The organism is Pseudomonas sp. 09C 129 (genome assembly GCF_002843625.1).
GTDB lineage: Bacteria > Pseudomonadota > Gammaproteobacteria > Pseudomonadales > Pseudomonadaceae > Aquipseudomonas > Aquipseudomonas chlororaphis.
On sequence record NZ_CP025261.1, the window covers coordinates 3,475,588 to 3,497,753 of the forward strand.

Consider the following 22,166-nt stretch of genomic DNA (forward strand, 5'->3'; position numbering starts at 1 on the left):
TTCATGGCTTGGCGGATCGCAGCAGACGGATGCAGCGGCGATGAAGGGCGCTGGCAAAGCCCAGCAGCAGGCGAATGGCAACGCGGCTCAACAGGCCCCTGGCATACAGGCGGATGCCGACCAGGGTGATCAGGATGGCGATACCTTCCAGGGTGCTCACCAGCAGGGCGCGCAAGGTGCGCTCGCCGCGGGCCAGCAGCTCGGTGATCGGTTTCATGGTTGTTCTCCGGGCGGCACAAAACCGTAGGAGCGAGCGGGCGGCGATCCGACTTGCCCGCGATTGGCGCGCCACTGGCTATCGGAAGAACCGCGTCATCGCCGAGCATGAACATGTCTTGCTGCGGCCAATGACGCGGTCCCGGCTCAGTTCCTCAGAACCATTGCTTGAAGCGACGGATGTAGAGGGTCTTCATGGTCTGGGCGACGACGCAGTAGCACAGCAGGGTGCCGACCAGCCAAGGGAAGTATTCCCACGGCAGCGGTACCAGGCCGACCATTGCACCCAGCGGCGAGAACGGCACGTAGATACCCAGGGCCATCACCAGGCCGGTCATCAGCATCACCGGCAGCGCCGCGGTGCTCTGGATGAACGGGATCTTCTGGGTCCGCAGCATGTGCACCACCAGGGTCTGCGAGAGCAGGCCTTCGATGAACCAGCCGGACTGGAACAGGGCGGCCATTTCCACGCTGTTGGCGGCGAACACGAACCACATCAGGGCGTAGGTGGTGATGTCGAAGATCGACGAGGTCGGCCCGATCCACAGCATGAAGCGCCCGATGTTCTTGGCGTCCCACTTGCGTGGCTTGCGCAGGAATTCCTTGTCCATCTTGTCCCACGGCAGCGACAGCTGGGAGATGTCGTACATCAGGTTCTGCAGCAGCAGGTGGATCGCCAGCATCGGCAGGAACGGAATGAACGCACTGGCCACCAGCACCGAGAACACGTTGCCGAAGTTGGAACTGGCGGTCATGTTCAGGTACTTCATGATGTTGCCGAAGGTCTCGCGGCCCTTGATCACCCCTTCTTCGAGCACCATCAGGCTCTTTTCCAGGAGGATGATGTCCGCCGATTCCTTGGCGATGTCGGTGCCGCTGTCCACCGAGATACCGACGTCGGCGTCGCGCAGCGCCGGGGCGTCGTTGATGCCGTCGCCGAGGAAACCCACGGTGTGCCCGTTGGCCTGCAGGGCCTTGAGTACCCGGGATTTCTGCAGCGGGGTGAGCTTGGCGAACACCGTGCGCTCTTCCACCAGGCGCGCGAGCACCGCGTCGTCCATGTGCTCGATATCCCGTCCGAGCAGCGGCTGGCCGACTTCCAGGCCGACTTCGCGGCAGATCTTCGCGGTGACGATCGGGTTGTCGCCGGTCAGCACCTTCACCGTCACGCCGTTCTCGCGCAGCGCGGCGATGGCCGGGCCGGCGGTTTCCTTGGGCGGATCGAGGAAGGTCAGGAAGCCTTCGATGATCAGCTCGCGCTCGTCGCTGGCGCTGTACTGCTGGCGGGTCTGCCCCGGCGCCAGGTCGCGGGTGCCGACCAGCAGCACGCGGAAACCGTCGCGGTTGTATTCCTCGGCCAGCTCCAGCAGCGCCGCCCGGCGCCCGGCGTCGAGGGCCACGGTGACGCCGTCCTGGCGCACCCGGGTGGCGGTATCGAGCATTTCCTCGACCGCGCCCTTGCACACCAGCAGGTGATGGCCGCTGGCGTCGGCGAGGATCACCGAGAGGCGCCGGCGGACGAAATCGAACGGCAGTTCATCGACCTTGCTCCAGGCGTCGGGCGCGCTGAACTTCGGGTTGTTTTCGGCGTAGCTCACCACCGCGCGGTCCATCAGGTTCTTCATGCCGCTCTGGTGATAGCTGTTGAGCCAGGCCAGTTGCAGCACCTGGTCGCAGCGGCTGCCGCTGATATCGACGTGGTGCTCGAGGATGATCCGGTCCTGGGTCAGGGTGCCGGTCTTGTCGGTGCACAGCACGTCCATGGCGCCGAAGTTCTGGATCGCGTTGAGGCGCTTGACCACCACCTTGCGCTTGGCCATGGCCGCGGCGCCCTTGGCCAGGTTGGCGCTGACGATCATCGGCAGCATTTCCGGGGTCAGGCCGACGGCCACCGCCAGGGCGAACATGAAGGCTTCGGCCCAGTCACCCTTGGTGAAACCGTTGATCAGCAGCACCACCGGCACCATCACCAGCATGAAGCGGATCAGCAGCCAGCTGACGCTGTTCACCCCGCGGTCGAAGGCGGTCTGGGTCCGCGAGCCGACGATGGAACGCGCCAGGGAGCCGAAGTAGGTGCGCGACCCGGTGGCTACCACCACCGCGGTGGCGGTGCCGCTGACCACGTTGGTGCCCATGAAGCAGATGTTCGGCAGGTCGAGCAGGTCCTGCTGGTCGGCCGCCGTGCGGTGGGCGGATTTCTCCTGCACCGCGCCCAGGGTGTCGTACTTCTCCACCGGCAGCGCCTCGCCGGTCAGCACCGCCTGGCTGATGAACAGGTCGCGGGATTCGATCAGGCGGATATCGGCGGGGATCATGTCGCCGGCCGACAGCTGCACGATGTCGCCGACCACCAGGTCGCGCATCGGCACTTCGCGCAGCGCGGCTTTCATGCCCATCTGCTCGCGGCGCAGCACGGTGGCGGTGGTCCGCACCATGGCCTTGAGCGCCTCGGCGGCCTTGGCCGATCGGTATTCCTGCCAGAAGCGCATCAGGCCGCTGGCCAGGACCATGACCAGGACGATGATCACCCCGGTCAGGTCGGTTTCCTCGCCGGCTTGCAGGGGCAGCCAGAAGTCGGTGAAGAAGCTGATGGCGGTCAGCGTCATCAGCACATAGATGAACGGGTTGTTGAAGGCTTGCAGCAATTGCACCAGGGCATGAGGCGGCCGGTCGTGGGCCACTTCGTTGAAGCCGTCGCGCTGCAGGCGGCCTTCGGCGTCGAGCTCGGTCAGGCCGTTGGCGTTCGACTTGACGTTGTCCAGGGTCACGCCAAGGCTGTTCTGCGCTTCGCGGGCGGCGCGCATCGACAGCCGGGTGTCGTCGCGGGTGGAGTTTTGCGAGGAGGAGGTGCGGGTTTTTACCGTAGTCATTACGTGTGCTCCTGCCGCAGGCTTGCGGCACGACACACAGACCACTCACCTATTCAAAGACGAGCGAACGTATGTCGAGCCGCAAGTAAGCGATCGATTCAGGTAGTTGCGTTTTATTGGTTTTAACGTTCGCCGCCTATTCAATGAACATGAACAGGCGACGAACCTACTACTGGCTTCGTCCATAACAATTACCACCAACTTTTAGTTGTAAGCAGGCAATAGGAAGTTGCCGAATTCCTTATTAGGGAAAACGTTAAGGAAGGACTTGAAAGTGCCTTCGGTTGAACTAGAAGTGCGAGTCCCGGGACAGGCTCAGCAGCAGGCCGGCCTGCATGAGGAGGCCGGCCAGGCTCCGACTCTGAGGGTCCTGGCTGTCGTCGAAACTCCAGCGTTGCTGGAGCCGGCAGGTGACCGGGCAGACGCGCCAGTTGGCCCGCGGCCGGGTTTGCGAGGAGGGGGTGGAATACAGGGTACCGACCCGGGAAACGGCTGCGCGCTCAGCGCAGGGCTTGACCCGCATGGTCGATGCAAAGGCGCGTACGCCGGGCATTACAGTGGATTTGAAGTTCATAACAGTTGCCTCGCGACCGGACTGGCTCCGGTGAAGGCAAGTTACGAAGGAGCGTCAAGCTCTAGCGCAGCTCACCCGACCGAAAAGTCGAGTCCCGTCATGTTCTGGGTTAAGTGCCCAGCCCTGCGCAAGCGCATCGACCAGACAGCGTCTAGATACTGTGTCCATTGGCTTCTTTTGTGAGTTGAAAAAAGGCCGGTTTGGCCGGCCCGCGCAATTTACTCAGGGCCACCTGTCAAGTCAAGATTAAATTGCCACGAATCATATGTTCGTTCAGCTTTAAGCAAGGTCTGTAGCGGAACTCAGATAAATGATGGGCAAGTTATATAAGGCAGTTCTGAATGACGGCCATAACAATGCTGGAGATAGTTATTGTGCTGTAGCCGTTGAGGAACAGGCCGAGGCGCATTGCGCGCCCCGGCGAATAGGGCGAATCGTCAGTCGAGGATCAGGTGCGGCAGGAAGCGGCTGGAGTCCTTGGTGATCAGGCTGTCGTCTTCACGCACGCCGATACCGGCGGCCTGGTCGCCGATGACCCAGGAGCCGATCAGGGTGTAGCTGTCGCCAAAGCGCGGCAGCGGGGCGAAGGACTGCAGGATGTAGGGCGCGTCGGTGTAGGGACCGTCTTCCTTGACCACCTCGTCCTGCGGGGTGCGCAACTCGATGTTGGCGCCTTCGCGGGAAAAGAACGGCTTGCGCACCCAGCCCTTGGGCACCTCGCGTTGCGGGTGCGGGTCCAGGTGGGTTTCCAGCAGGTTCGGGTGGCCCGGGTGGGCTTCCCAGAGCAGCGGCAGGATGCCCTTGTTGGAGAGGATGGATTTCCACGCCGGCTCGAAGAACTGCGTGTCGCTGGCGGCGATCGCCGCGCCGAAGGGTTCGTGGAAGATGAACTCCCAGGCGTGCAGCTTGAACAGGTGCGGGATCCAGCGGTCCTGCAGATCGACGAAGCGGCCTTCGGCGGTGAGGCCGATGTCTTCCACGTCGATATGCCGCGACTCGATGCCGGCCTTTTCCGCGATCAGGCGCAGGTAGTCGGTGGTGGCGCGGTCCTCCACCGAATCCTTCATCGAGGCGAAATAGAAAGGACGCTCGATCCCCAGCTGGGCGAAAGCCTGGTGCAGCCGGGTGTCGATGCTGTTGAACTGGTCGGCATGCCGCGGCAGCAGGCCGCGCTCGATGTTCTGCTCCAGCCAGCCCCATTGGAACGCCGCGGTTTCATAGAGGCTGGTGGGGGTGTCGTAGTTGAGCTCCAGCAGCTTGGCCGGGCCCTGGCCGTTATAGGAAAAATCCAGGCGGCCGTAGAGGTGCGGGTGACCGTCGAGCCATGAAGTGCGGATCATGTCGTAGAAGGCCGGCGGGATGCTCAGGCGATCGAGCAGGGCCTCGCTGCGCACCACCCGGTCCACCAGGTCCATGCACATCTCATGGATCTCGGTGGTCGGGTCTTCCAGGTCGTCCTCGATCTGCTTGAGGCTGAACTGGTAGTAGGCGCTTTCGTCCCAGTAGGCTTCGCCGTCGATGGTGTGGAACAGGAAGCCGAGTTTTTGCGCGGTCTGTCGCCAGTCCGGGCGTTCGTTGCAGGGGATCTTCTTCATGGCGCGCCTCCTTAGCTGCTCGAGCGTCCCGAACTCCAGCTCGAGGAGCTGGAGCCGCCCCAGCCGCTGCGGGCGCTGGCCTGGCTGCCGAAGCCGCCGCGGGAGGTGGAGGAGGACACGGACATCGGCCGGGTGGTGGTCCGCAAACCGCTGCCCGACTGCGCCTGGCGCGACTTGGAGAAGGTCGAGCCGCTGGCGATGCGCTGGTTGAGCGTCGAGTTGGCGTAGCTGCCGCGGTCGTCGCGATAGCGGTAGACCGGCTCGGAGTAATAGTTGCGGTTGCCGCCGCTGAGCAGGTTGCCGATCAGCAGGCCGGTGAGCAGGCCGCTGTCATTGCTGCTGAACGACGAGCTGCGGCCAGCCTCGGGGCTGACCCCGGCCGCTGCCAGCTGTTCGCGGGTGAAGGCGCCCTGGGCGTTGATTTCAAAGCCGCCGAGCTTGGGCACGAACTTGCCGCTGGAGTCCACCTGGCACCAGTTTTCGACGAAGTCGGCATCGCAGTCGGCCTGGTTGTCGTAGACCGGCGCCTGGGCGCGGTGCTCCGCCATGGCCTTGATATAGGCATCGGAGCAGACGTCCACGGCGATCTTGCCGTCCACGCATTCCTGCACCGACTGGAAGTTGAATTTCTGCTGGACCGCGAGGGTCTCCGGCTCCGAGTTGCAGCCCGAGATCGCCAGGGCCACCGAGGCGGCCAGGGAGAGCTGAACGTATTGGCTTCGTTTCATCGAGGGCTCCGTGCGGTCGATCAGTTCTGCGAAGGGGTCATGCAGGCGGCGTTGAGCAGGCCGACGCTGATGGCCACGGCGGCGACATAGATGCCGGCGGCGATTTCGCCGTTGCGGATGCGCTGCGACGTGCCCTTGAGCACCAGGCTGGTCATCAGGAACGCCAGCAGTTGCACCACGGCGGCGATCAGCGCCCAGACGGCGAAGTCCAGCAGGCTGATGGAGTAGGCGATGACGTTGCTCGCCGGGATGGCGAAACCGATGATGGCGCCGCCCAGGGCGATGGCGGCGGAGACGTTGCCCTCGCGGATCAGCTGGAACTCCTTGTGCGGCGTCAGGCGGGTGTAGACGAACTGGAACAGGGCGAACAGCACGGCCGCGCCGAGGATGTAGGTCAGGAAACCGACCACGGCGAATTTGTTCAGGGAGATGGAAAGGGCTTCAAGCATGGGTTCTGGTCCTTGTCAGAGGGTTTGCAGGTCGGTCATGTACAGGGAAATGCCCAGTGAGGTCACCAGGCTGACGCTGCCGTCGGCGTATTGCTCCACGGAAAACAGCAGGAACTCGCGGCGATTGGTCAGGCCGGTGTCGCGGGCATACAGCATCGAATGGCTTTCGAAGGCGAAGGTCTCGTCCGGCTTGGACACCTGCTCGCGCAGCGGCACCAGCTCGGTCTGTCCGGCTTCGGTGCCCCATTCGCGCAGGTACTCGACGCCGTCGAGGCTGTAGGTGGGCTGGCCGATCAGGCTGTTCGGGCCGGCCAGGCGCCGCAGCTCGGCTTCGCTGTTGACGGCCTGGTTGCTCAGGTAGTTGAACAGGATGATCGATTTGACCTGGCCGTCGATGCCGCCGCTGGTGTGCACCTGCAGCCAGTAGTCCTCGTCGTCCAGGTAGTAGCGCGACAGCCATTCGGACTGGCCCAGGTCCACCAGGCCTTCGCTGTAGACCGCCTGGTCGCCGGGAATCGCCACGCGGCTGTTGTCGGCGAGCAGCAGCTTGAGGCTGGCATCGAAGCGGATGCCCGCGCCCATGCTCAGGCCCAGTGGGCCGGTGGCGAAACTCGAGCTTGTGGTGGCCGGGGCCTGGAGCCCCAGAAAGCGTTTAAACCATCCCATTGTCGATGTCCTTGAGGCGGCTGGAAGCGATGTAGAAGAGTTCGCCGCCCTGGATCCGCGTATCGCTGTGCGGGTTGATCTGCGGGTGTTGCGCGCCGCGGGCGCGGTAGCCGATCAGGGTGGCGTTGTAGCGTTCCTTGAGGTGTACGTAGAGCTCGGCGAAACGGCCTTCGTAAGTCTCGGGCAGACGCATGACGTATTGGGTGGCGCCCTGGCCGACGCACAGCAGTTCGTTGATCACCACCGAGGAGCCCGGGTCCTGGGAGGAGCGCACCAGCATCTCGATGGCCATGCTCGAGGTGCACTCCAGCTTCGGTGCGTAGGAGGCGGCCAGGGTGGCGATTTCGCTGTCGTTGAAGTGGGCGACCACGTGGCCGCTGGGGCGCAGCTGGTTGATCGCCAGCACACTGGCCAGGGTCAGGTCGTCGGAGCTGGTGCGCACCAGCACCCGTTCGGCGCCGGGCACCCCGGCACGCAACAGCAGGGCCGCGGACGACAGGCTTTCGCCCTTGACGAAGGCGGCCTTGCCCTGCATCGGGTTCTCGTCGAGGCTGGCGTCGCAGATGACGATCAGGTTGTCGTTGGAGGTTTCGTCCTGCAGCAGCAATTCGATCACCCGCTCGCTGGACGCACCTTCCCAGCCGACCAGCACGGTATGCCCGGTCTGGCCGGTGAAGTCGCCTTTGCCTTTCATGCCTTTTCTCCATAGGTCCATAACGCTGCTGGTGGTCTTGCCGATGGCCGCGGTCAGCAGCGCGATGCCGCCGAGCATCACCCACACGGCGACGAACACCCGGCCAGCGGCGGATTGCGGCGACAGGTCGCCATAACCCACGGTCAGGGTGGTGGTGAAATAGAAATAGATGAAGGTCGCGGGCGCGGTGAGGTGCTGCTCGCCCAGGGCCACCAGGCCGAGATAGGAGGTCGCGGCATGCACGCCGAGCGCGATGGCCAGGCCCATCCAGCCGAAGCGCTGGAAGAAGGTGGCCGCGTATACCCGAAGCAAGATGAAAATCGACATCGAATCCCTGATTTCCTGATGAGCAGATCTATCCGTGATGCAGCGCGCCGTGCCCGGGCAAGGCATGGCTCATTGCCGCGCGGCATTAGACATCGGCTTGGCGCCGGATAAAAGCACTTTTGCTGCGATAAACCCCGCGAAGGCGCCAAAGATGTGCCCTTCGAAGGACACCCCGGCCCGTGGCAGGAACCCCAGGACCAGGCCGGAATACAGAAACATCGTCACCGCGGCGGCCAGCAGGCTGCTCCAACTGCGCAATAACCAGGCGCGGGTGAGGATGTAGGCCCACAGGCCGAAGACCCAGGCGCTGGCGCCGACGTGGATGCCCCTGAAGCCGAACAGCCAGACCAGCGCGCCGCCGAGCAGGATGATGATCAGGCTGACCACCACGAAGCGCCGCTGGCCTTCGGCGATCACCATGGCGCCGAGGATCAGGAAGGGCACCAGGTTGGCGGTCAGGTGGGTAAAGGAGCCGTGGAGAAAGGGCGAGGCGAGTATCCCCGGCAAACCCTGCAGAGTGCGCGGGATCAGGCCGAAGATATTCAGGCTGTAGCCGCTCAGGCTGTTGAGCACCTGTACGGCGATCATTACCAGGGCCAGGCCCGCCAGGGTCTTGAAACCATTTGCAACGGCCATCGAGGCCCTCCCATAGGCCAGAAAAAGGGCACCGCGGATGTAGCCGCTGGCGAAGCCTGCGATCGGCTTGGGCGGCATTCCGACGCAGCAGACGCGAAACCTGAGTGCGCAGCCTCTCTGAAGTGCCGCGCCGCCTGGCCTTGCGACTGCTGCGCAGTCGTACGCAGCCTGCGGCAGCGGCTACAGGAGGGGGCTTACTCGGCCGACTTCTGTTTTTTCAGGCGCTCGAGGATGGCGTTGGCGCTGCCCTGGTCCGGCACGATGTTGGCTTCGCGCAGGCGGCGTTCCAGGTCGTTGCCGTTGCTCGCATCGGCCAGTTGCTCCTGGGCTTCCATTTCCGCCGCGCGCTGGTCTTGCTTGGCTTGCAGGCGGTTGAGGGTGTTGACCGCGGTTTCCAGCTTGCCGTTGGCGCCGCCGCTGGCGATCGAGGCACTGACCTGGGCTTTCTGCACGCTCTCCCGGGCCTTGGCCATGTCCACTTGTTGGCGCAGGCTGCGGATGCGCGCTTCGGCCTTGCCGATGTCCTTGCGCATATTCTCGGCGTAGGCGCCGAATTCGCTGGCTTGCTTCTGCTCCGCTTCCAGGCCGGTGGTCAGGGTCGAGATGGCTTCGGCGACTTCCAGGGCCAGGTCTTCGCGGTTGGCCTGCAGCGAGGCGAGGGCCTTGGACTCCAGGTCGGCGATCTTCGCGGTGAATTCGCTGACCCGCTCAGTGGACAGCTTGTGCTTGGCCATGATGGTGACCAGCTCGCGCTTGGCGTTGGACAGGGCGTTGTCGGCGTCGCGGATTTCCTGGTCGAGGATGCGCAGGGCCTGCTGGTCGGCGATGCTTTCGCCGACTTCGTTGGCGCCGCCGCGCAGGGCAGTGAACAGTTTGTTCCAGATGGACTGAGTCATGTAGGTGTACTCCGGATTCTCGGCAATCAGTTGAAGAAGCTTTCGAAGGCTTCGGTGGCGCGTTGGACGTTGTCCACCAGGGTCTTGACCTCGGTCACCACGTTGGTCAGGTTCGAGCTGGCGCTCAGGGCGCCGAACATGTTGTAGACGGTCTGGCCGTTGGGCATGGACTCGATGCCGATCGAGGAGAGGGGGAACATCTCCCGGCTGCGCAGCACCGCGTCATTGAAGCGGGCAACGTCGTTGATCGACTCCAGGTCCACCAGCACGGTGTCGACGATGATCTGCTCGCCGACCACCGCGATGTAGATCGGCAGGCCGCCGAAGTCGTGCATTTCCAGCTTGATGCTTGGCTCGGCGCCTTGAATCAGGCTCAGGCCGATTTCGTTCGAGGTCACTTCGTCCAGGGCCTGCAAGGCGCCGAAGAGGCGGTCGATGGTCCAGTTCTCACCTGCGATCATGTCATTCTCCAATACCGGTGCGCCGCCGATCAGGGGTTGGCGCAGCTTCTTCTCAATGTGCTTGAGCACGCTCCGGTTTTCCGGAAGTACCCAGGTTTCGTGTTTCACATAACCAGCGGCACTCAGGCCCGCGCGCATCTGCTTCATGTAGAAGCTCGACGGCTTCTTGGCGGAAGCCTTGCTGGGGGCCTTGTTGCTGGAGGCCTTACTGCTGGAAGCTTTCGAGCGCTCTCCTTGTCGACTCTCTGAGGAAGCCGGTAGGTCAGCAGGCTGCCTGGCCGGGAGGGTCTTTTTCATGGGGTGACTCCGTTGTGCACGTATCACGCGTGAGAACATTACAGGGGATTTTGTTACGGCTCAATGACTCACGCGTGATATTTTTTTTAGCTCGGCGAAACAACGGTCGCAAGGCTCTGGAGTGGCGTTTTGCGTTAATCAGCCGACTGCCGTGGCTCAGGGGGCATGCCGGTGCCTGGGTGCTGGGCGAGGCTTTTCGGGCCTCGATCATTGCCCGGGCGATGTCGGGGTGTGGAATTTATACAGGGTGCAGGGGTAGCCGTCTGCCGTGATTGGATGACAGCTGTAGGCGTCGCCGACGAGCGTGGGAATGACCCGGGCCCAGAAATCCCGGGCCGGCCGGTTGTCATCGATGTGGAGGATCTGCCAGTGCCCGGGCAGCTGTTCCAGCAGTCGCGTCACCACCTGCCGGCCGATGCCGCGACCGCGAAAGCGCCGGACCACGAAGAAGTAGGCGAGGTTGTACTGCACCTCGGCAAAGTGCACCTGCTCGTCGACGATGGCAAAGCCCGCCAACTCGCCGTCGACCCGCAGCAGCCAGGGGCGGGTGCCGGGCTGGCGCCAGGATTCGGCCTGCGGCTGGATGGCGTACAGGCCGTGGCGGCCGAGCTTGATCGGCAGCCATTCGCTGAGTTCGTACAGGTAGAACTGCATCAGATTTTCCAGGCATTCCAGCTCGTCGCGCTGGGCCGGGTGCAGTTCGATCTGGCTCATGGTTCCAGGCTCCGGGCAGGTTCGTCGGGCGACGCAGCCTGGGCCGCGAACGGGTACGGGGCGCCAAGGCTGTAGCGCGGGCGGGCGTCGAGGGTGAGCGCGTCGGGCATGGGATTTGTCCGTGAGCGAGGGGTGTTTTTCTTCAATACAGGGGGCGGCCTGCGCACTTACCTTGGTCACCGGACTCTCCGATTGATTCTTTGAAGGTGTGTGATGAGCGTAGTGTTTTCCATGGCGGCCTTCGCGCTAGCCTCTTCGATTACCCCCGGCCCGGTCAATATCGTGGCCCTGAGTTCCGGCGCGCAGTTCGGCTTTCGCGCCAGCCTGCGGCATGTCGGTGGCGCGACCCTGGGTTTTGTCCTGCTGCTGGTGCTGATCGGCCTGGGCCTGCATGAGCTGTTGCGGCTGTGGCCGTTCCTCACCCGCGGCATCCAGCTGTTCGGGGTGGCCTTCCTGCTGTTCATGGCCTGGAAGCTGGCGATGGACGACGGCCGGCTGAACAGCGATGGCCAGGCCAAGGCGCCGTCGGCCTGGTATGGCGCGATCATGCAATGGCTCAACCCCAAGGCCTGGCTGGCCTGCGTCGCCGGCATGGGGGCCTTTGCCGCCAATGGCGAGGCGCTGCTGGTGTGGCAGTTCGCGTTGGTGTACTTCGTGATCTGCTACCTGTCGATTGCCTGCTGGGCCTACGCCGGGACGTTTTTGCGCCAGTACCTGAGCAACCCGAAGGGCATGCGCCTGTTCAACCGCAGCATGGCGGCGCTGCTGGCGGCGAGCGCGGTGTATCTGTTGTTGCCTTGAATCGGCGTTGGCTTTATCGCGAGCAAGCTCGCTCCTACAGAGATCGCGTCCTCTGTAGGAGCGAGCTTGCTCGCGATGAGGGCGTCAGGTCTGCCAATCACCCGCGATATTGCCCCGGCGTCGCCGCCAGGTGCTGCTTGAAGGCGCGCTGGAAATGCGCCTGGTCGGCGAAGCCGGCTTCCAGGGCCACATCGGCGATCGGCTCGCCGTCACGCAACCGGGACTGGGCGAACTGCACCCGCTGGTTGATCACGAAGGCGTGGGGCGTCATACCGTAATGCTGCTTGAAGGCGCGGATCAGGTAGGACGGCGACAGCTCGGCGGCCTGGCAGATTTCCTCGAGCTTCAGCGAACGGGTGCAGTGTTGGCGAATGTAGTCGGCGGCCCGTTGCAGTTTCTGGTTGCTCTCGCGCGGCGGTCGGCTTGCCGGGTTCAGGCGCTGCTGCAGGTCGCTGAAAAACGCGACTGCGGCGCTGTGCTTGTGCAGCGTCTCGGCCTGTTCGTCCACCAGCACCTCATACAAATGGTTGAGCCCGGCATAGAGTTCGGGGTCGCCGCTGTGGGGCGTGGAAAAGGCGCGAAAGCCCAGGTCCTGGCTGAAGCCGAGTTGATGCTGCAGATCGGTCAGCCAGGGGGTGTCGACATAGAGCATGAGATACGACCAGGGCTGGTCGTCGATAGGGTTGCAGGCGTGCACTTCGCCGGGGTTCATCAGCACCACGGTGCCGGCGCCGATGCGAAATTGCGCCTGCTCGTGCAGGTAGGTGCTGTGCCCGGCGGTGATGGCGCCGATGGAGAAATGCTCGTGGGCATGCCGGGCGTAACAGACCTTGCGCCCGTCGGCGATCGAGCGGGCCTCGATAAAGGGCAGCGCCGTATCGCGCCAGAACTGCGGGGCGGTATCGGGGCTGTGGCTCAAGCTCGGCTTCATCAAAGGCATCCCATCGGCAAGCGTCGGCCACCGAGTGTATTAGCTCTCGCCGGCGAAGGCTCGTTCCAGCGCGGCGATATCGAGTTTTTTCATCTGCAGCAGGGCCTGCATCACCCGTTGCGACTTGGCCGTGTCAGGGTCGGTCATCCAGTGGCTGAGCGCGCAAGGCACGATCTGCCAGGACAGCCCGAACTTGTCCTTGAGCCAGCCGCATTGCTGGGCCTCGGGCGCGCCGCCGTAGGACAGGGCGCTCCAGAAATGATCGATTTCGCCCTGGTTCTGGCAGTTGACCTGCAGCGAGACCGCTTCGTTGAACTGGAACACCGGGCCGCCGTTGAGGCCGGTGAAGGTCTGCCCGTCGAGCTCGAAGGACACGGTCATCACCGAGCCTTCGGGGCGGCCGTGGAACTCGAAGCCGGCCTTGCCGTAGTGGGTGAGGGCGGTGATGCGCGAGTGCTCGAAGACCGAACAGTAGAACTGGGCGGCGGCTTCGGCCTGGTGGTCGAACCACAGGCAGGGGGTGATGCGATGAATGAGCGACATGACGGTTCTCCTCGGCAGGTGGTCCACGCTTGAGCAAGCGTAGTCAGCCGATAGTCGTCCCGGGTTGCCGTAGATCGACAAAGCGCAGCCGGGCGAGGAGCGGTATCGAGCCCGCGCATCCGGCTCAGGATCGCCGCCCTTGCTCGGCTACCCAGGCGTTGGCCATGTCGATAAAAGCGCGCAGTTTTGGCTGGCTCTGGGTGCGGCTGGGAAAGTACAGATACAGGCCCGAGCTCAGCGGGACGAACGGTTGCAGCACAGACTCCAGGCGCCCGCTGGCCAGGTCGTCGGCCACCTCGAAGTCGCAGGCGTAGGCCAGCCCCTGTCCGCCCCGCGCCATGGCGACCAGCAAGTGCCGATCGTTGACCACCAGCGCACCCTCGACGCCGACGGTGAAATCCCGCCCATTGCGCCGGAACTCCCAGCGATGGGTCGTGCCCGAGGTGAGGAAGCGAAAGCCGATGCCCTGGTGCCGGGTCAGTTCTTCCGGGGCCTGCGGCCTGCCGGCCCGGGCGAAATAGTCCGGGGAGCCCACCACCGACCATTGCAGGTCCGGCGTCAGGCGCACGGCGACCATGTCCTTTTCGATCGACTCGCCCAGGCGCATACCGGCATCGAAGCCCTCGCTGACCAGGTCGACTGCGGCATCGTCCAGGGAAATCTCCAGCCTGACCTCGGGATAGGCCGCGCGATAGCGCGAGACCAGGGGTTCGATCAGCAGCTTGGCGGACAGCCGTGGCGCGGTCAGGCGCAAGGTGCCCATCGGCCGGTCGCGATAGCTGCCCAGCACCGCCAGGGCGTCGCCGATTTCACTGGCGGCCGGGCGCAGGCGGATGAACAGGCTGCTGCCGGCTTCCGTCAGGGCCACGCGGCGGGTGGTGCGCTGGAACAGCAGCACCCCGGTGCGCCGCTCCAGGGTCTTTACCGCATGGCTCACGGCGGTCGGGGTGACCCCCAGTTGGCTGGCGGCGAGGGTGAAGCTCTTGTGTTCGGCGACGGCGAGAAACTCGGTCAGGCCGTCGAAAGGGTCCTGGTTCATTGCAAGGCCATTATGAAAGAGAAGTTCATAGTGCTTGTAGCACAAGGCCATTTTTCCAACTAATGCGCTTGCGTACCTTGTGCTCTCCCACTTCTCGCAAGGTATCGATCATGACTTCGCAAACGACTTTCAAACGTGTCTGGCTGATCACCGGGGCTTCCCGTGGCATTGGCGCAAAAATCACTGCCGCGGCCCTGGCCCATGGCGATGCGGTGGTGGCCACCGCACGCAATGCCCAGTCGATCAGCGAGCGTTTCGGCGTGCAGCCGGGCCTGCTGGCGGCGCAGCTGGATGTCACCGACGAGGCCCAGGCCCGCGACGTGGCGCAGATGGCCGTCGAGCATTTCGGCCGGATCGATGTGCTGGTCAACAACGCCGGCTTTGGCCTGCTCGGCGCGGTGGAGGAGGCCAGCGGCGACGAGATTCGCCGGGTCTATGAAACCAACGTGTTCGGCCTGCTCAACGTCACCCGCGGGGTGCTGCCGCACATGCGCGCCGCCCGCAGCGGCCATGTGATCAATATCTCGTCGATCGGCGGCTATCAGTCGGGGCCGGGTTACGGCGTCTACTGTTCGACCAAGTTCGCCGTCGAAGGCTTGAGCGAGGCCCTGCACAGCGAGCTGGCGCCTTTGGGCGTGAAGGTCACGGTGGTCGAGCCGGGCTTTTTCCGCACCGATTTTCTCGATGGCAATTCGTTGCTGGAGTCGCCGGCCTCGATCGCCGACTACACCGCCACTGTTGGCCAGGTACGCCAGCAAGCCAAGGCCTATAACCAGCAGCAGCCGGGCGACCCGGACAAACTGGCGCAGGCGATGATCGCCCTGGTCGAAGCCAAGCAACCGCCGCTGCGCCTGCCCCTGGGCACCGACACCCTGGGCGCCATCGCGGCGAAGAACGCCTACGTCGAGCAGGAAACCGCGACCTGGCGGGCGCTGTCGGCCTCCACCGATTTCTGATGCTGCGCTCATGGCCTGGCCGCCCCGTCCAGGGCGGTTGGGCGTGACCGGTGGTCGCAGAATCCCGCCTGTTCGGCAAACTGCGCTTAGCTGTATGGAAAACCTCGCGGCGCGCGTAGGCCTTCGGCCACAGCGACGCCGCTCCAGGATCCCGTGAATCCTGTCCCCCCTCGGCCTGAGGAGTTGCGCATGTTGACACTCAATATCAATGGCAAGGACCAGCAGCTCGAGGTGCCCGCGGACATGCCGCTGCTCTGGGTGCTGCGCGATGTGGCGCACCTTACCGGTACCAAGTTCGGCTGCGGCATGGCGCAATGCGGCGCCTGCACCGTGCATGTCGACGGCGCGCCGCTGCGTTCCTGCGTGACCCCGACCGCGACAGTGGCCAACGGGCAGAAAATCCTCACCATCGAAGGCCTGTCGGCGGACGGCTCGCACCCGGTGCAGCGGGCCTGGGCCGAGCTGGACGTGGTGCAGTGCGGTTACTGCCAGTCCGGGCAGATCATGTCGGCCGCGGCCTTGCTGGCGAAGATCCCGTCGCCCACCGACAGCGATATCGACCAGGCGTTGTCCGGCAATATCTGCCGCTGCGGCACCTACCCAAGGATCCGTGCGGCGGTCAAGCGCGCCGCTGAAATCGGCTGAGTCGGCATTAAGAGGGGCAAGGCATGATCACTGCGTCGCGTCGTGGATTTCTCAAAGGGGGCGCGCTGCTCGGCGGCGGGCTGGTGGTGGCGTTCGTCATCCCTGGGGCCAATCGTTTTGCCCGGGCGGCGAGCGAAGCGTTCGTGCCCAATGCGTTCTTGCGTATTGCCCCGGACGGGTTGGTCACCGTGGTGCTCGGCCATTCGGAAATGGGCCAGGGCATCTGGACCGGGCTGTCGATGCTGATCGCCGAGGAGCTGGATGCCGACTGGTCGAAGATTCGCGTCGAGCACGCGCCGGCCGCTGCGGTGTATGGCTTGCCGGCGTTCGGCGGGATGCAGATCACCGGCGGCTCGACCTCGACCTGGATGGAGTTCGACCGCTATCGCCAGGCCGGCGCCGCGGCCCGGCAGATGCTGATCGAGGCGGCGGCCAAGCGCCTGCAGGTGGCGCCCTCGACCCTGCACACCGAGCAGGGCTGGGTGGTGGCCGGCGACCAGCGCCTGAGCTACGGCGACCTGGCCAACGACGCCGGGCAGCTACCGGTGCCGGAGCCGGCCTCGTTGCGCTTGAAGGAGGCCAAGGACTGGCGGCTGATCGGCAAGCCGACCCAGCGCCTGGACACCCCGGAGAAAATCACCGGCCGCGCGCAATTCGGCATGGACATGTATTTCGACGGCCTGCTGACCGCCGTGGTCCTGCGTTCGCCGGTGTTCGGCGGCACGCTCAAGTCGTTCGATCCCCAGGCGGCGCTGGCGGTGCCCGGGGTGATCAAGGTGCTCCAGGTGCCCACGGGCGTGGCGGTGGTCGCCGAGCATTACTGGGCGGCCAAGCAGGGGCGCGATGCGCTCAAGGCCGAATGGGACCTGGGGCCGAACGCCAACATGAGCAGCGAAAGCCTGATGCAGAGCTTTCGCAAACTGGCGCTGACCCCCGGGACCAAGGCCGCCGAGGCCGGCGATGCGGCCGGGACCATGGCCAAGGCGACGCAGGTGATCAAGGCCGAATACAGCGTGCCGTACCTGGCCCATGCGCCGATGGAGCCGCTCAACTGCACGGTGCGCATCGGCGCCGACAAGTGCGAGATCTGGACCGGCACCCAGTTCCAGACCCTGGACCAGATGGTCGCGTCGAAGATCACCGGGCTCAAGCCGGAACAGGTACAGATCCACACGCAATTTTTGGGTGGCGGTTTCGGCCGCCGGGCCAACCCGACCTCGGACTTCGTCAGCGAAGCGGTGGAGGTGGCCAAGGCTGCCGCCGCCCCGGTGAAAACCGTCTGGTCGCGGGAAGACGACGTGCGCGGCGGCTACTTCCGTTCGGCCTTCCTGCATCAGGCGCAGGTCGGCCTGGACGCCCAGGGCCTGCCGCTGGCCTGGCAGCATGTTCTGGTGGGGCAGTCGATCATGGCCGGCACCTCGTTCGAGGCCAGCTTCGTCAAGAACGGCATCGACAACACCTCGGTCGAGGGCCTGGCGGACGGGCCTTACCTGAAGGGCACGCCGAACCACCGGGTCGACCTGCATTCGCCGATGACCGGCATCACCGTGCTGTGGATGCGTTCCGTGGGCCATACCCACACCGCGTTCGTCGTCGAATCGTTGATCGACGAGATGGCCGCGGCGGTGGGCAAGGACCCGGTGGAATACCGCCGCACCCTGCTCAAGGATCACCCACGGCACCTGGGCGTGCTCAACCTGGCGGTGGAGAAGGCCGGCTGGGGCAAGCCCGTGCCCAATGGCCATGCCCTGGGCGTGGCGGTGCACGAGTCCTTCGGCAGCTATGTGGCGCAGGTGGCCGAGGTGTCCCAGGAGGCCGAGCGGATTCGCGTGCACCGGGTGGTCTGTGCGGTGGATTGCGGTATCGCGGTGAACCCGCAAAGCATCGCCGCGCAGATGGAGTCGGGCATCACCTTCGGCCTGGGCATGGCCCTGCACAGCCGCATTTCCTTCAAGGACGGCCGGGTGGTGCAGTCCAACTATCACGACTTCCAGGTGTTGCGCCTGAACGAGATGCCCGAGGTCGAGGTGCACATAGTCGCCAGCAGCGAGAAACCCGGCGGTATCGGCGAGGCAGGCGTGCCGCCCACGACGCCGGCGGTGGCCAACGCGGTGTTCGCCCTGACCGGCCAGCGCCTGCGCGAGCTGCCGCTGCAACTGGCGGGGGTGTGAGATGAAACGCCACCTGTTCCTCGGTTCGCTGATCCTGGTCGGCCTGGGCGGTTATGCCTCGGACCTGTTCGCCGCCGATGAACCGGCGCTGGCGGCATTCGCGACGGTGCAGAAGGTATTCCAGAGCCCGCGCTGCCAGAATTGCCATATTCCCGGGGATGCGCCCTTACAGTTCGACGCCGGCACGCCCCACGCCATGGCCGTGGTCCGTGGCCTGGACGGCAAGGGCGCGGCGGGGCTGCCGTGCTCTACTTGCCATGGCACAAGCAACCCGCCGGCCAGCTATGGCCCGCACATGCCACCGGGGGCGCCGCACTGGAGCCTGCCGCCGGCGGCGCACAAGATGGCCTGGATCGGCTTGCCGGCCGACCGCCTGTGCCAGGTGATCAAGGACAAGGCCAGCAACGGCGATCGCGACTTTGCCGCGCTGATCAAGCATGTCAGCGAAGACAAGCTGGTGCTCTGGGGCTGGAACCCCGGTGGCAACCGCGCGCCGGTACCGGTGCCCCATGACGTGTTCGTCAGCCAGTTCAAGCTCTGGGCCGAGGCGGGCGGACCCTGCCCGGCGGTCGGAAGTTGACGCCAGGGGCCCCCAGCGAGGGCTGGTTGCGGGGCAGTCGCAGGCCTCGGCAACTAAGCTCTATAGGTGATACCCGCCAATGGAGTGTGCGATGTTTTCCCCAGACAAGCCTGTCCAGGCACCGAACCCGGTGCCAGCCCCGGAGGCGGACGACCCGTCCCGGCAACTGTTGCGCGATCAGAACCGTCGGGCCGAGCAGGAGCTGGCCGCGGTGCAGGTAGCCAACCTCGATAAACTGACCCTGCTGCCCAACTCGCACGGCTTTGCGGTGCTGGCCGGCGATGCGCTGCAGGCCTGCAAGGACCTGAACTGCCCGGCGACCTTGCTGCTGTTCGATCTTGACGATATCTACCGTATCGCCCGCGCTTACGGGTCGGAAGAAGGCGAGGCGGCGCTCAAGACCTTCGCCGACGGCCTGCGCATCGCCTTTCGCGAAAGCGACGTGGTCGGGCATCTGGAGTACCAGCGTTTCGCGGTGCTGCTGACCGGCTCGGAACGGATGGAAAAGCTGGCGATCATCACCCGCCTGCAGGCCATCCTCGACGAGCGCACCGCCACCCAGCAGTGCATTTACGACATCTGCTTCAGCATCGGCCAGATCGAGTTCGATCCGGCCCGGCCGGCCGATGTGGAAGCCTTGCTGGCGGATGCCGACCAGACCATGAGCAGACCGGGCCGCGGGCCGCTGTTCAAGGCGTGAATGTTGGGCCGAGACGCAATACGGCGGGTTATTGCTCGGTGCCAGCCTGCCCTTGGAGCCTGTTTCGCAACTCGGTGATCACGCGCAGGGCCGTTTGAATGTCTTCAACTTCAAGTCCGGCCGACAAATCGTTGACCAGCGGGGTGTACAGGCGGATGGCCTCATTGAAGGCTGCCGTACCCTTGTCTGTCAGCGTCACGAGCTGCGCGCGCCGGTGATGCGGGTTGGGCTGGAAGGTCACCAGTCCTTCCTTCTCCAGATCGTTGACGATGCGCTGGACATTCTGTCGGTTGGCCTCCAGGTCCCGAGCGAGCCAGGCGACCGGCTGCGGGCGCTCTGCCGCCACGATCGCGCCCAGAATCTGCCAGCGGGCGCTGGTCAGCCCGAGGGGGGCGACTATCCGGTCGCCCCAGGCCAGCGTCAGGTTGCTGGCCCGGAACATACTCAGAATGAAGTCGGTCAGGGCAGCCCCGGCGGGGGTGGGTTCAGGTTCGTGCATAACGTCGTTATCCAGACAAAATGATTCTTCAGGGATATTGACATCATGATGTCAATATAGCAATTTGATTACTAATTCAGCCCTCACACCTGGAGCCTGCCATGTCTCTCATTCGCCCTATGGACCCCGCCTTTCCGATCGACCGCCAGATTACGCTCGAAGCCGCGCCGGTCATCCTGATCAACGTCTTCACCCTGGACCAGGCCGACGAGCCAACCTTCCTGCAGGCCTGGCAAGACGATGCCAGTTTTATGAAGCAACAGCCGGGGTTCATTTCCACCCAGCTGCATCGCGCCATCGGCGAAAGCCCGACCTATCTCAATTACGCGGTCTGGGAGTCCAACGCGCATTTCCGGGCGGCCTTCGTGCATCCGGAGTTCAGGGCCAAGCTTTCGCACTATCCGTCCTCGGCGGTCGCTTCCCCGCATCTGTTCCAGAAGGTCGCGGTACCGGGCATCTGCGTCGCCTAGGCAGCCGATACCTGGCCCAGATGATTGCGGCCGTGAGGTGCCTGCCGGTCACTGCTGCATCCGCGCTCGCCGGCCGGTACAGCAGGCCAGCGAGCGCTCATGCTTCGCTGGCCGGCACCAGGAACGCGGCTTCCAGCAACTGCCGGGTGTAGGGATGCTGCGGCGCGGCGAAGATACCTTGCGCGTCGCCCTGTTCCACCACCTGGCCATGCTTGACCACCATCAACTGGTGGCTCAGGGCCTTGACCACCGCCAGGTCGTGACTGATGAACAGGTAGGTCAGGTTGTACTTGGCCTGCAGCTTGCGTAGCAGCTCCACCACCTGGCGCTGCACGGTGCGGTCGAGGGCCGAGGTCGGCTCATCCAGCAGGATCAGCGCCGGCTTGAGCACCAGGGCGCGGGCGATGGCGATGCGCTGGCGCTGGCCGCCGGAGAACTCGTGGGGGTAGCGGTGCCGGGTTTCCGGATCCAGCCCCACTTCCTTGAGCGCTTCGATGATTGCCTGTTCCTGCTCGGCGGCGCTGCCGATCTTGTGGATGCGCAGGCCTTCGCCGACGATCTGGCTCACGCACATGCGCGGGCTGAGGCTGCCAAAGGGGTCCTGGAATACCACCTGCATCTCCCGGCGCAACGGCCGCACCTGCTGCTGCGACAGGCCGTCCAGTTGCTGGCCTTCGAAGCGGATAGCACCCTTGCTGCCGATCAGGCGCAGGATCGCCAGGCCCAGGGTGGATTTGCCCGAGCCGCTTTCGCCGACGATGCCCAGGGTCTGGCCCTGGGGCAGGCTGAAGTTGATGCCGTCCACCGCCTTCACATGGTCGACGGTGTGGCGCAGCAGGCCTTTTTTGATCGGGAACCAGACCTTCAGGTCCTCGACCTGCAACAGCGGCGGGCCGACCACATTGCTCGCCGGCTTGCCGCTGGGCTCGGCCGCCAGCAGTTCGCGGGTGCAGGGATGCTGCGGCGCGCGGAACAGCTCTTCGCAGGACGCCTGTTCGACGATGCAGCCGCGCTGCATCACGCAGACGCGGTGAGCGATGCGCCGGACCAGGTTGAGGTCGTGGCTGATCAGCAGCAAGGCCATGCCCAGGCGCGCTTGCAGCTCCTTGAGCAGTTCGAGGATTTTCAGTTGCACGGTGACGTCGAGGGCGGTGGTCGGCTCGTCGGCGATCAGCAGTTCCGGTTCGTTGGCCAGGGCCATGGCGATCATCACCCGTTGCCGCTGGCCGCCGGACAGCTCGTGGGGCAGGGCCTTGAGGCGCTTGTGCGGCTCGGGGATGCCCACCAGTTCCAGCAGCTCCAGGGTGCGCCGGGTGGCGACCTTGCCGATCAGGCCCTTGTGCAGGCCCAGCACCTCGTTGATCTGCTTCTCGATGCTGTGCAGCGGGTTGAGCGAGGTCATCGGCTCCTGGAAGATCATGGCGATGCGGTTGCCGCGAATATGGCGGATGGTTTTTTCTTTCTGGGTCAGCAAATCCTGGCCGGCGTACTGGATGGTCCCGGACGGATGGCGGGCCAGCGGGTAGGGCAAGAGGCGCAGGATCGAGTGCGCGGTCACCGACTTGCCGGAACCGCTTTCGCCCACCAGGGCCAGGGTTTCGCCGCGCTTGATATCGAAGCTGATGCCCTCGACCACCCGTTGCGTGTGGGCGCCGACGCCAAATTCGACGGCGAGGTCGCGGACTTCGATCAGATTGTCCTGATTCAT

Annotated in this window: 24 protein-coding genes; 7 read left to right on the forward strand and 17 right to left on the reverse strand. The window is 64.7% G+C overall.

The window, feature by feature from the left end; genetic code table 11:
- Window position 1 precedes the first annotated feature (1 nt).
- The 12 genes from CXQ81_RS15830 to CXQ81_RS15885 form a co-directional block, all read right to left on the reverse strand.
- A complete protein-coding gene (locus tag CXQ81_RS15830) occupies window positions 2-217 on the reverse strand; it encodes a hypothetical protein (RefSeq protein ID WP_101337763.1) in 216 nt (71 codons plus the stop codon).
- A 154-nt stretch (window positions 218-371) separates the two neighbouring features.
- Complete coding sequence (gene mgtA, locus CXQ81_RS15835) at window positions 372-3,086, reverse strand: magnesium-translocating P-type ATPase (RefSeq protein ID WP_101337764.1); 2,715 nt, start codon at window positions 3,084-3,086, stop codon at window positions 372-374.
- 289 nt (window positions 3,087-3,375) lie between these two features.
- Window positions 3,376-3,660 (reverse strand): hypothetical protein, encoded by a 285-nt coding sequence (locus CXQ81_RS15840; RefSeq protein ID WP_007920982.1) that lies wholly within the window; start codon window positions 3,658-3,660, stop codon window positions 3,376-3,378.
- A 437-nt stretch (window positions 3,661-4,097) separates the two neighbouring features.
- Window positions 4,098-5,255: a glutathionylspermidine synthase family protein gene (locus CXQ81_RS15845; protein WP_101337765.1), complete on the reverse strand. Its 1,158-nt coding sequence runs from the start codon at window positions 5,253-5,255 to the stop codon at window positions 4,098-4,100.
- Between the two features lie 11 nt (window positions 5,256-5,266).
- A complete protein-coding gene (locus CXQ81_RS15850) occupies window positions 5,267-5,983 on the reverse strand; it encodes a DUF1190 domain-containing protein (RefSeq protein ID WP_101337766.1) in 717 nt (238 codons plus the stop codon).
- A gap of 20 nt (window positions 5,984-6,003) precedes the next feature.
- Complete coding sequence (locus CXQ81_RS15855; protein ID WP_009043573.1) at window positions 6,004-6,432, reverse strand: DUF350 domain-containing protein; 429 nt, start codon at window positions 6,430-6,432, stop codon at window positions 6,004-6,006.
- A 15-nt stretch (window positions 6,433-6,447) separates the two neighbouring features.
- Entirely contained in the window at window positions 6,448-7,098 is a 651-nt protein-coding gene (locus CXQ81_RS15860; protein ID WP_053260903.1) for a DUF2491 family protein, read from the reverse strand.
- Window positions 7,085-8,119 carry a potassium channel family protein gene (locus tag CXQ81_RS15865; protein WP_007920975.1) on the reverse strand — a complete coding sequence of 345 codons (1,035 nt, stop codon included), beginning with the start codon at window positions 8,117-8,119 and terminating at the stop codon, window positions 7,085-7,087. Before CXQ81_RS15865 ends, CXQ81_RS15860 begins: the two co-directional genes overlap by 14 nt.
- Window positions 8,120-8,188: 69 nt before the next feature.
- Window positions 8,189-8,755: a rhomboid family intramembrane serine protease gene (locus CXQ81_RS15870; RefSeq protein WP_101339424.1), complete on the reverse strand. Its 567-nt coding sequence runs from the start codon at window positions 8,753-8,755 to the stop codon at window positions 8,189-8,191.
- A gap of 194 nt (window positions 8,756-8,949) precedes the next feature.
- Window positions 8,950-9,651 (reverse strand): PspA/IM30 family protein, encoded by a 702-nt coding sequence (locus CXQ81_RS15875; protein WP_053260905.1) that lies wholly within the window; start codon window positions 9,649-9,651, stop codon window positions 8,950-8,952.
- Window positions 9,652-9,677: 26 nt separating this feature from the next.
- Complete coding sequence (locus CXQ81_RS15880) at window positions 9,678-10,409, reverse strand: YjfI family protein (RefSeq protein ID WP_007920971.1); 732 nt, start codon at window positions 10,407-10,409, stop codon at window positions 9,678-9,680.
- 207 nt (window positions 10,410-10,616) lie between these two features.
- Window positions 10,617-11,123: a GNAT family N-acetyltransferase gene (locus CXQ81_RS15885; protein ID WP_101337767.1), complete on the reverse strand. Its 507-nt coding sequence runs from the start codon at window positions 11,121-11,123 to the stop codon at window positions 10,617-10,619.
- A gap of 213 nt (window positions 11,124-11,336) precedes the next feature.
- Here CXQ81_RS15885 and CXQ81_RS15890 point away from each other — a divergent pair, with 213 nt between their 5' ends.
- On the forward strand, window positions 11,337-11,924 hold the full coding sequence (locus tag CXQ81_RS15890; RefSeq protein ID WP_101337768.1) for a LysE family translocator: 588 nt from the start codon (window positions 11,337-11,339) through the stop codon (window positions 11,922-11,924).
- Between the two features lie 97 nt (window positions 11,925-12,021).
- Here CXQ81_RS15890 and CXQ81_RS15895 read toward each other — a convergent pair whose 3' ends face one another.
- From CXQ81_RS15895 to CXQ81_RS15905, 3 genes are all read right to left on the reverse strand, one after another.
- Window positions 12,022-12,855, reverse strand: coding sequence for an AraC family transcriptional regulator (locus tag CXQ81_RS15895; RefSeq protein ID WP_101337769.1), 834 nt, complete (start codon window positions 12,853-12,855; stop codon window positions 12,022-12,024).
- A gap of 39 nt (window positions 12,856-12,894) precedes the next feature.
- Window positions 12,895-13,398, reverse strand: coding sequence for a VOC family protein (locus CXQ81_RS15900; RefSeq protein WP_101337770.1), 504 nt, complete (start codon window positions 13,396-13,398; stop codon window positions 12,895-12,897).
- Window positions 13,399-13,522: 124 nt separating this feature from the next.
- Window positions 13,523-14,437 carry a LysR family transcriptional regulator gene (locus tag CXQ81_RS15905; protein WP_101337771.1) on the reverse strand — a complete coding sequence of 305 codons (915 nt, stop codon included), beginning with the start codon at window positions 14,435-14,437 and terminating at the stop codon, window positions 13,523-13,525.
- Between the two features lie 110 nt (window positions 14,438-14,547).
- On the opposite strand from CXQ81_RS15905, the gene CXQ81_RS15910 reads away from it, so the two are divergent.
- From CXQ81_RS15910 to CXQ81_RS15930, 5 genes are all read left to right on the forward strand, one after another.
- Complete coding sequence (locus CXQ81_RS15910) at window positions 14,548-15,393, forward strand: oxidoreductase (RefSeq protein ID WP_101337772.1); 846 nt, start codon at window positions 14,548-14,550, stop codon at window positions 15,391-15,393.
- Window positions 15,394-15,582: 189 nt separating this feature from the next.
- Window positions 15,583-16,038 carry a (2Fe-2S)-binding protein gene (locus CXQ81_RS15915; protein ID WP_101337773.1) on the forward strand — a complete coding sequence of 152 codons (456 nt, stop codon included), beginning with the start codon at window positions 15,583-15,585 and terminating at the stop codon, window positions 16,036-16,038.
- 23 nt (window positions 16,039-16,061) lie between these two features.
- Entirely contained in the window at window positions 16,062-18,209 is a 2,148-nt protein-coding gene (locus CXQ81_RS15920; protein ID WP_101337774.1) for a xanthine dehydrogenase family protein molybdopterin-binding subunit, read from the forward strand.
- Between the two features lies 1 nt (window position 18,210).
- Window positions 18,211-18,789 carry a hypothetical protein gene (locus CXQ81_RS15925; RefSeq protein WP_101337775.1) on the forward strand — a complete coding sequence of 193 codons (579 nt, stop codon included), beginning with the start codon at window positions 18,211-18,213 and terminating at the stop codon, window positions 18,787-18,789.
- A gap of 91 nt (window positions 18,790-18,880) precedes the next feature.
- Window positions 18,881-19,489, forward strand: a complete 609-nt coding sequence (locus CXQ81_RS15930; protein WP_101337776.1) for a GGDEF domain-containing protein — start codon at window positions 18,881-18,883, stop codon at window positions 19,487-19,489.
- Between the two features lie 28 nt (window positions 19,490-19,517).
- Here CXQ81_RS15930 and CXQ81_RS15935 read toward each other — a convergent pair whose 3' ends face one another.
- A complete protein-coding gene (locus CXQ81_RS15935; RefSeq protein ID WP_087092849.1) occupies window positions 19,518-19,988 on the reverse strand; it encodes a MarR family winged helix-turn-helix transcriptional regulator in 471 nt (156 codons plus the stop codon).
- Window positions 19,989-20,089: 101 nt separating this feature from the next.
- Between CXQ81_RS15935 and CXQ81_RS15940 the strand changes: the two genes are divergently transcribed.
- Window positions 20,090-20,458: an antibiotic biosynthesis monooxygenase gene (locus CXQ81_RS15940; RefSeq protein ID WP_007920961.1), complete on the forward strand. Its 369-nt coding sequence runs from the start codon at window positions 20,090-20,092 to the stop codon at window positions 20,456-20,458.
- A 97-nt stretch (window positions 20,459-20,555) separates the two neighbouring features.
- Here CXQ81_RS15940 and CXQ81_RS15945 read toward each other — a convergent pair whose 3' ends face one another.
- A complete protein-coding gene (locus CXQ81_RS15945) occupies window positions 20,556-22,166 on the reverse strand; it encodes an ABC transporter ATP-binding protein (protein WP_101337777.1) in 1,611 nt (536 codons plus the stop codon).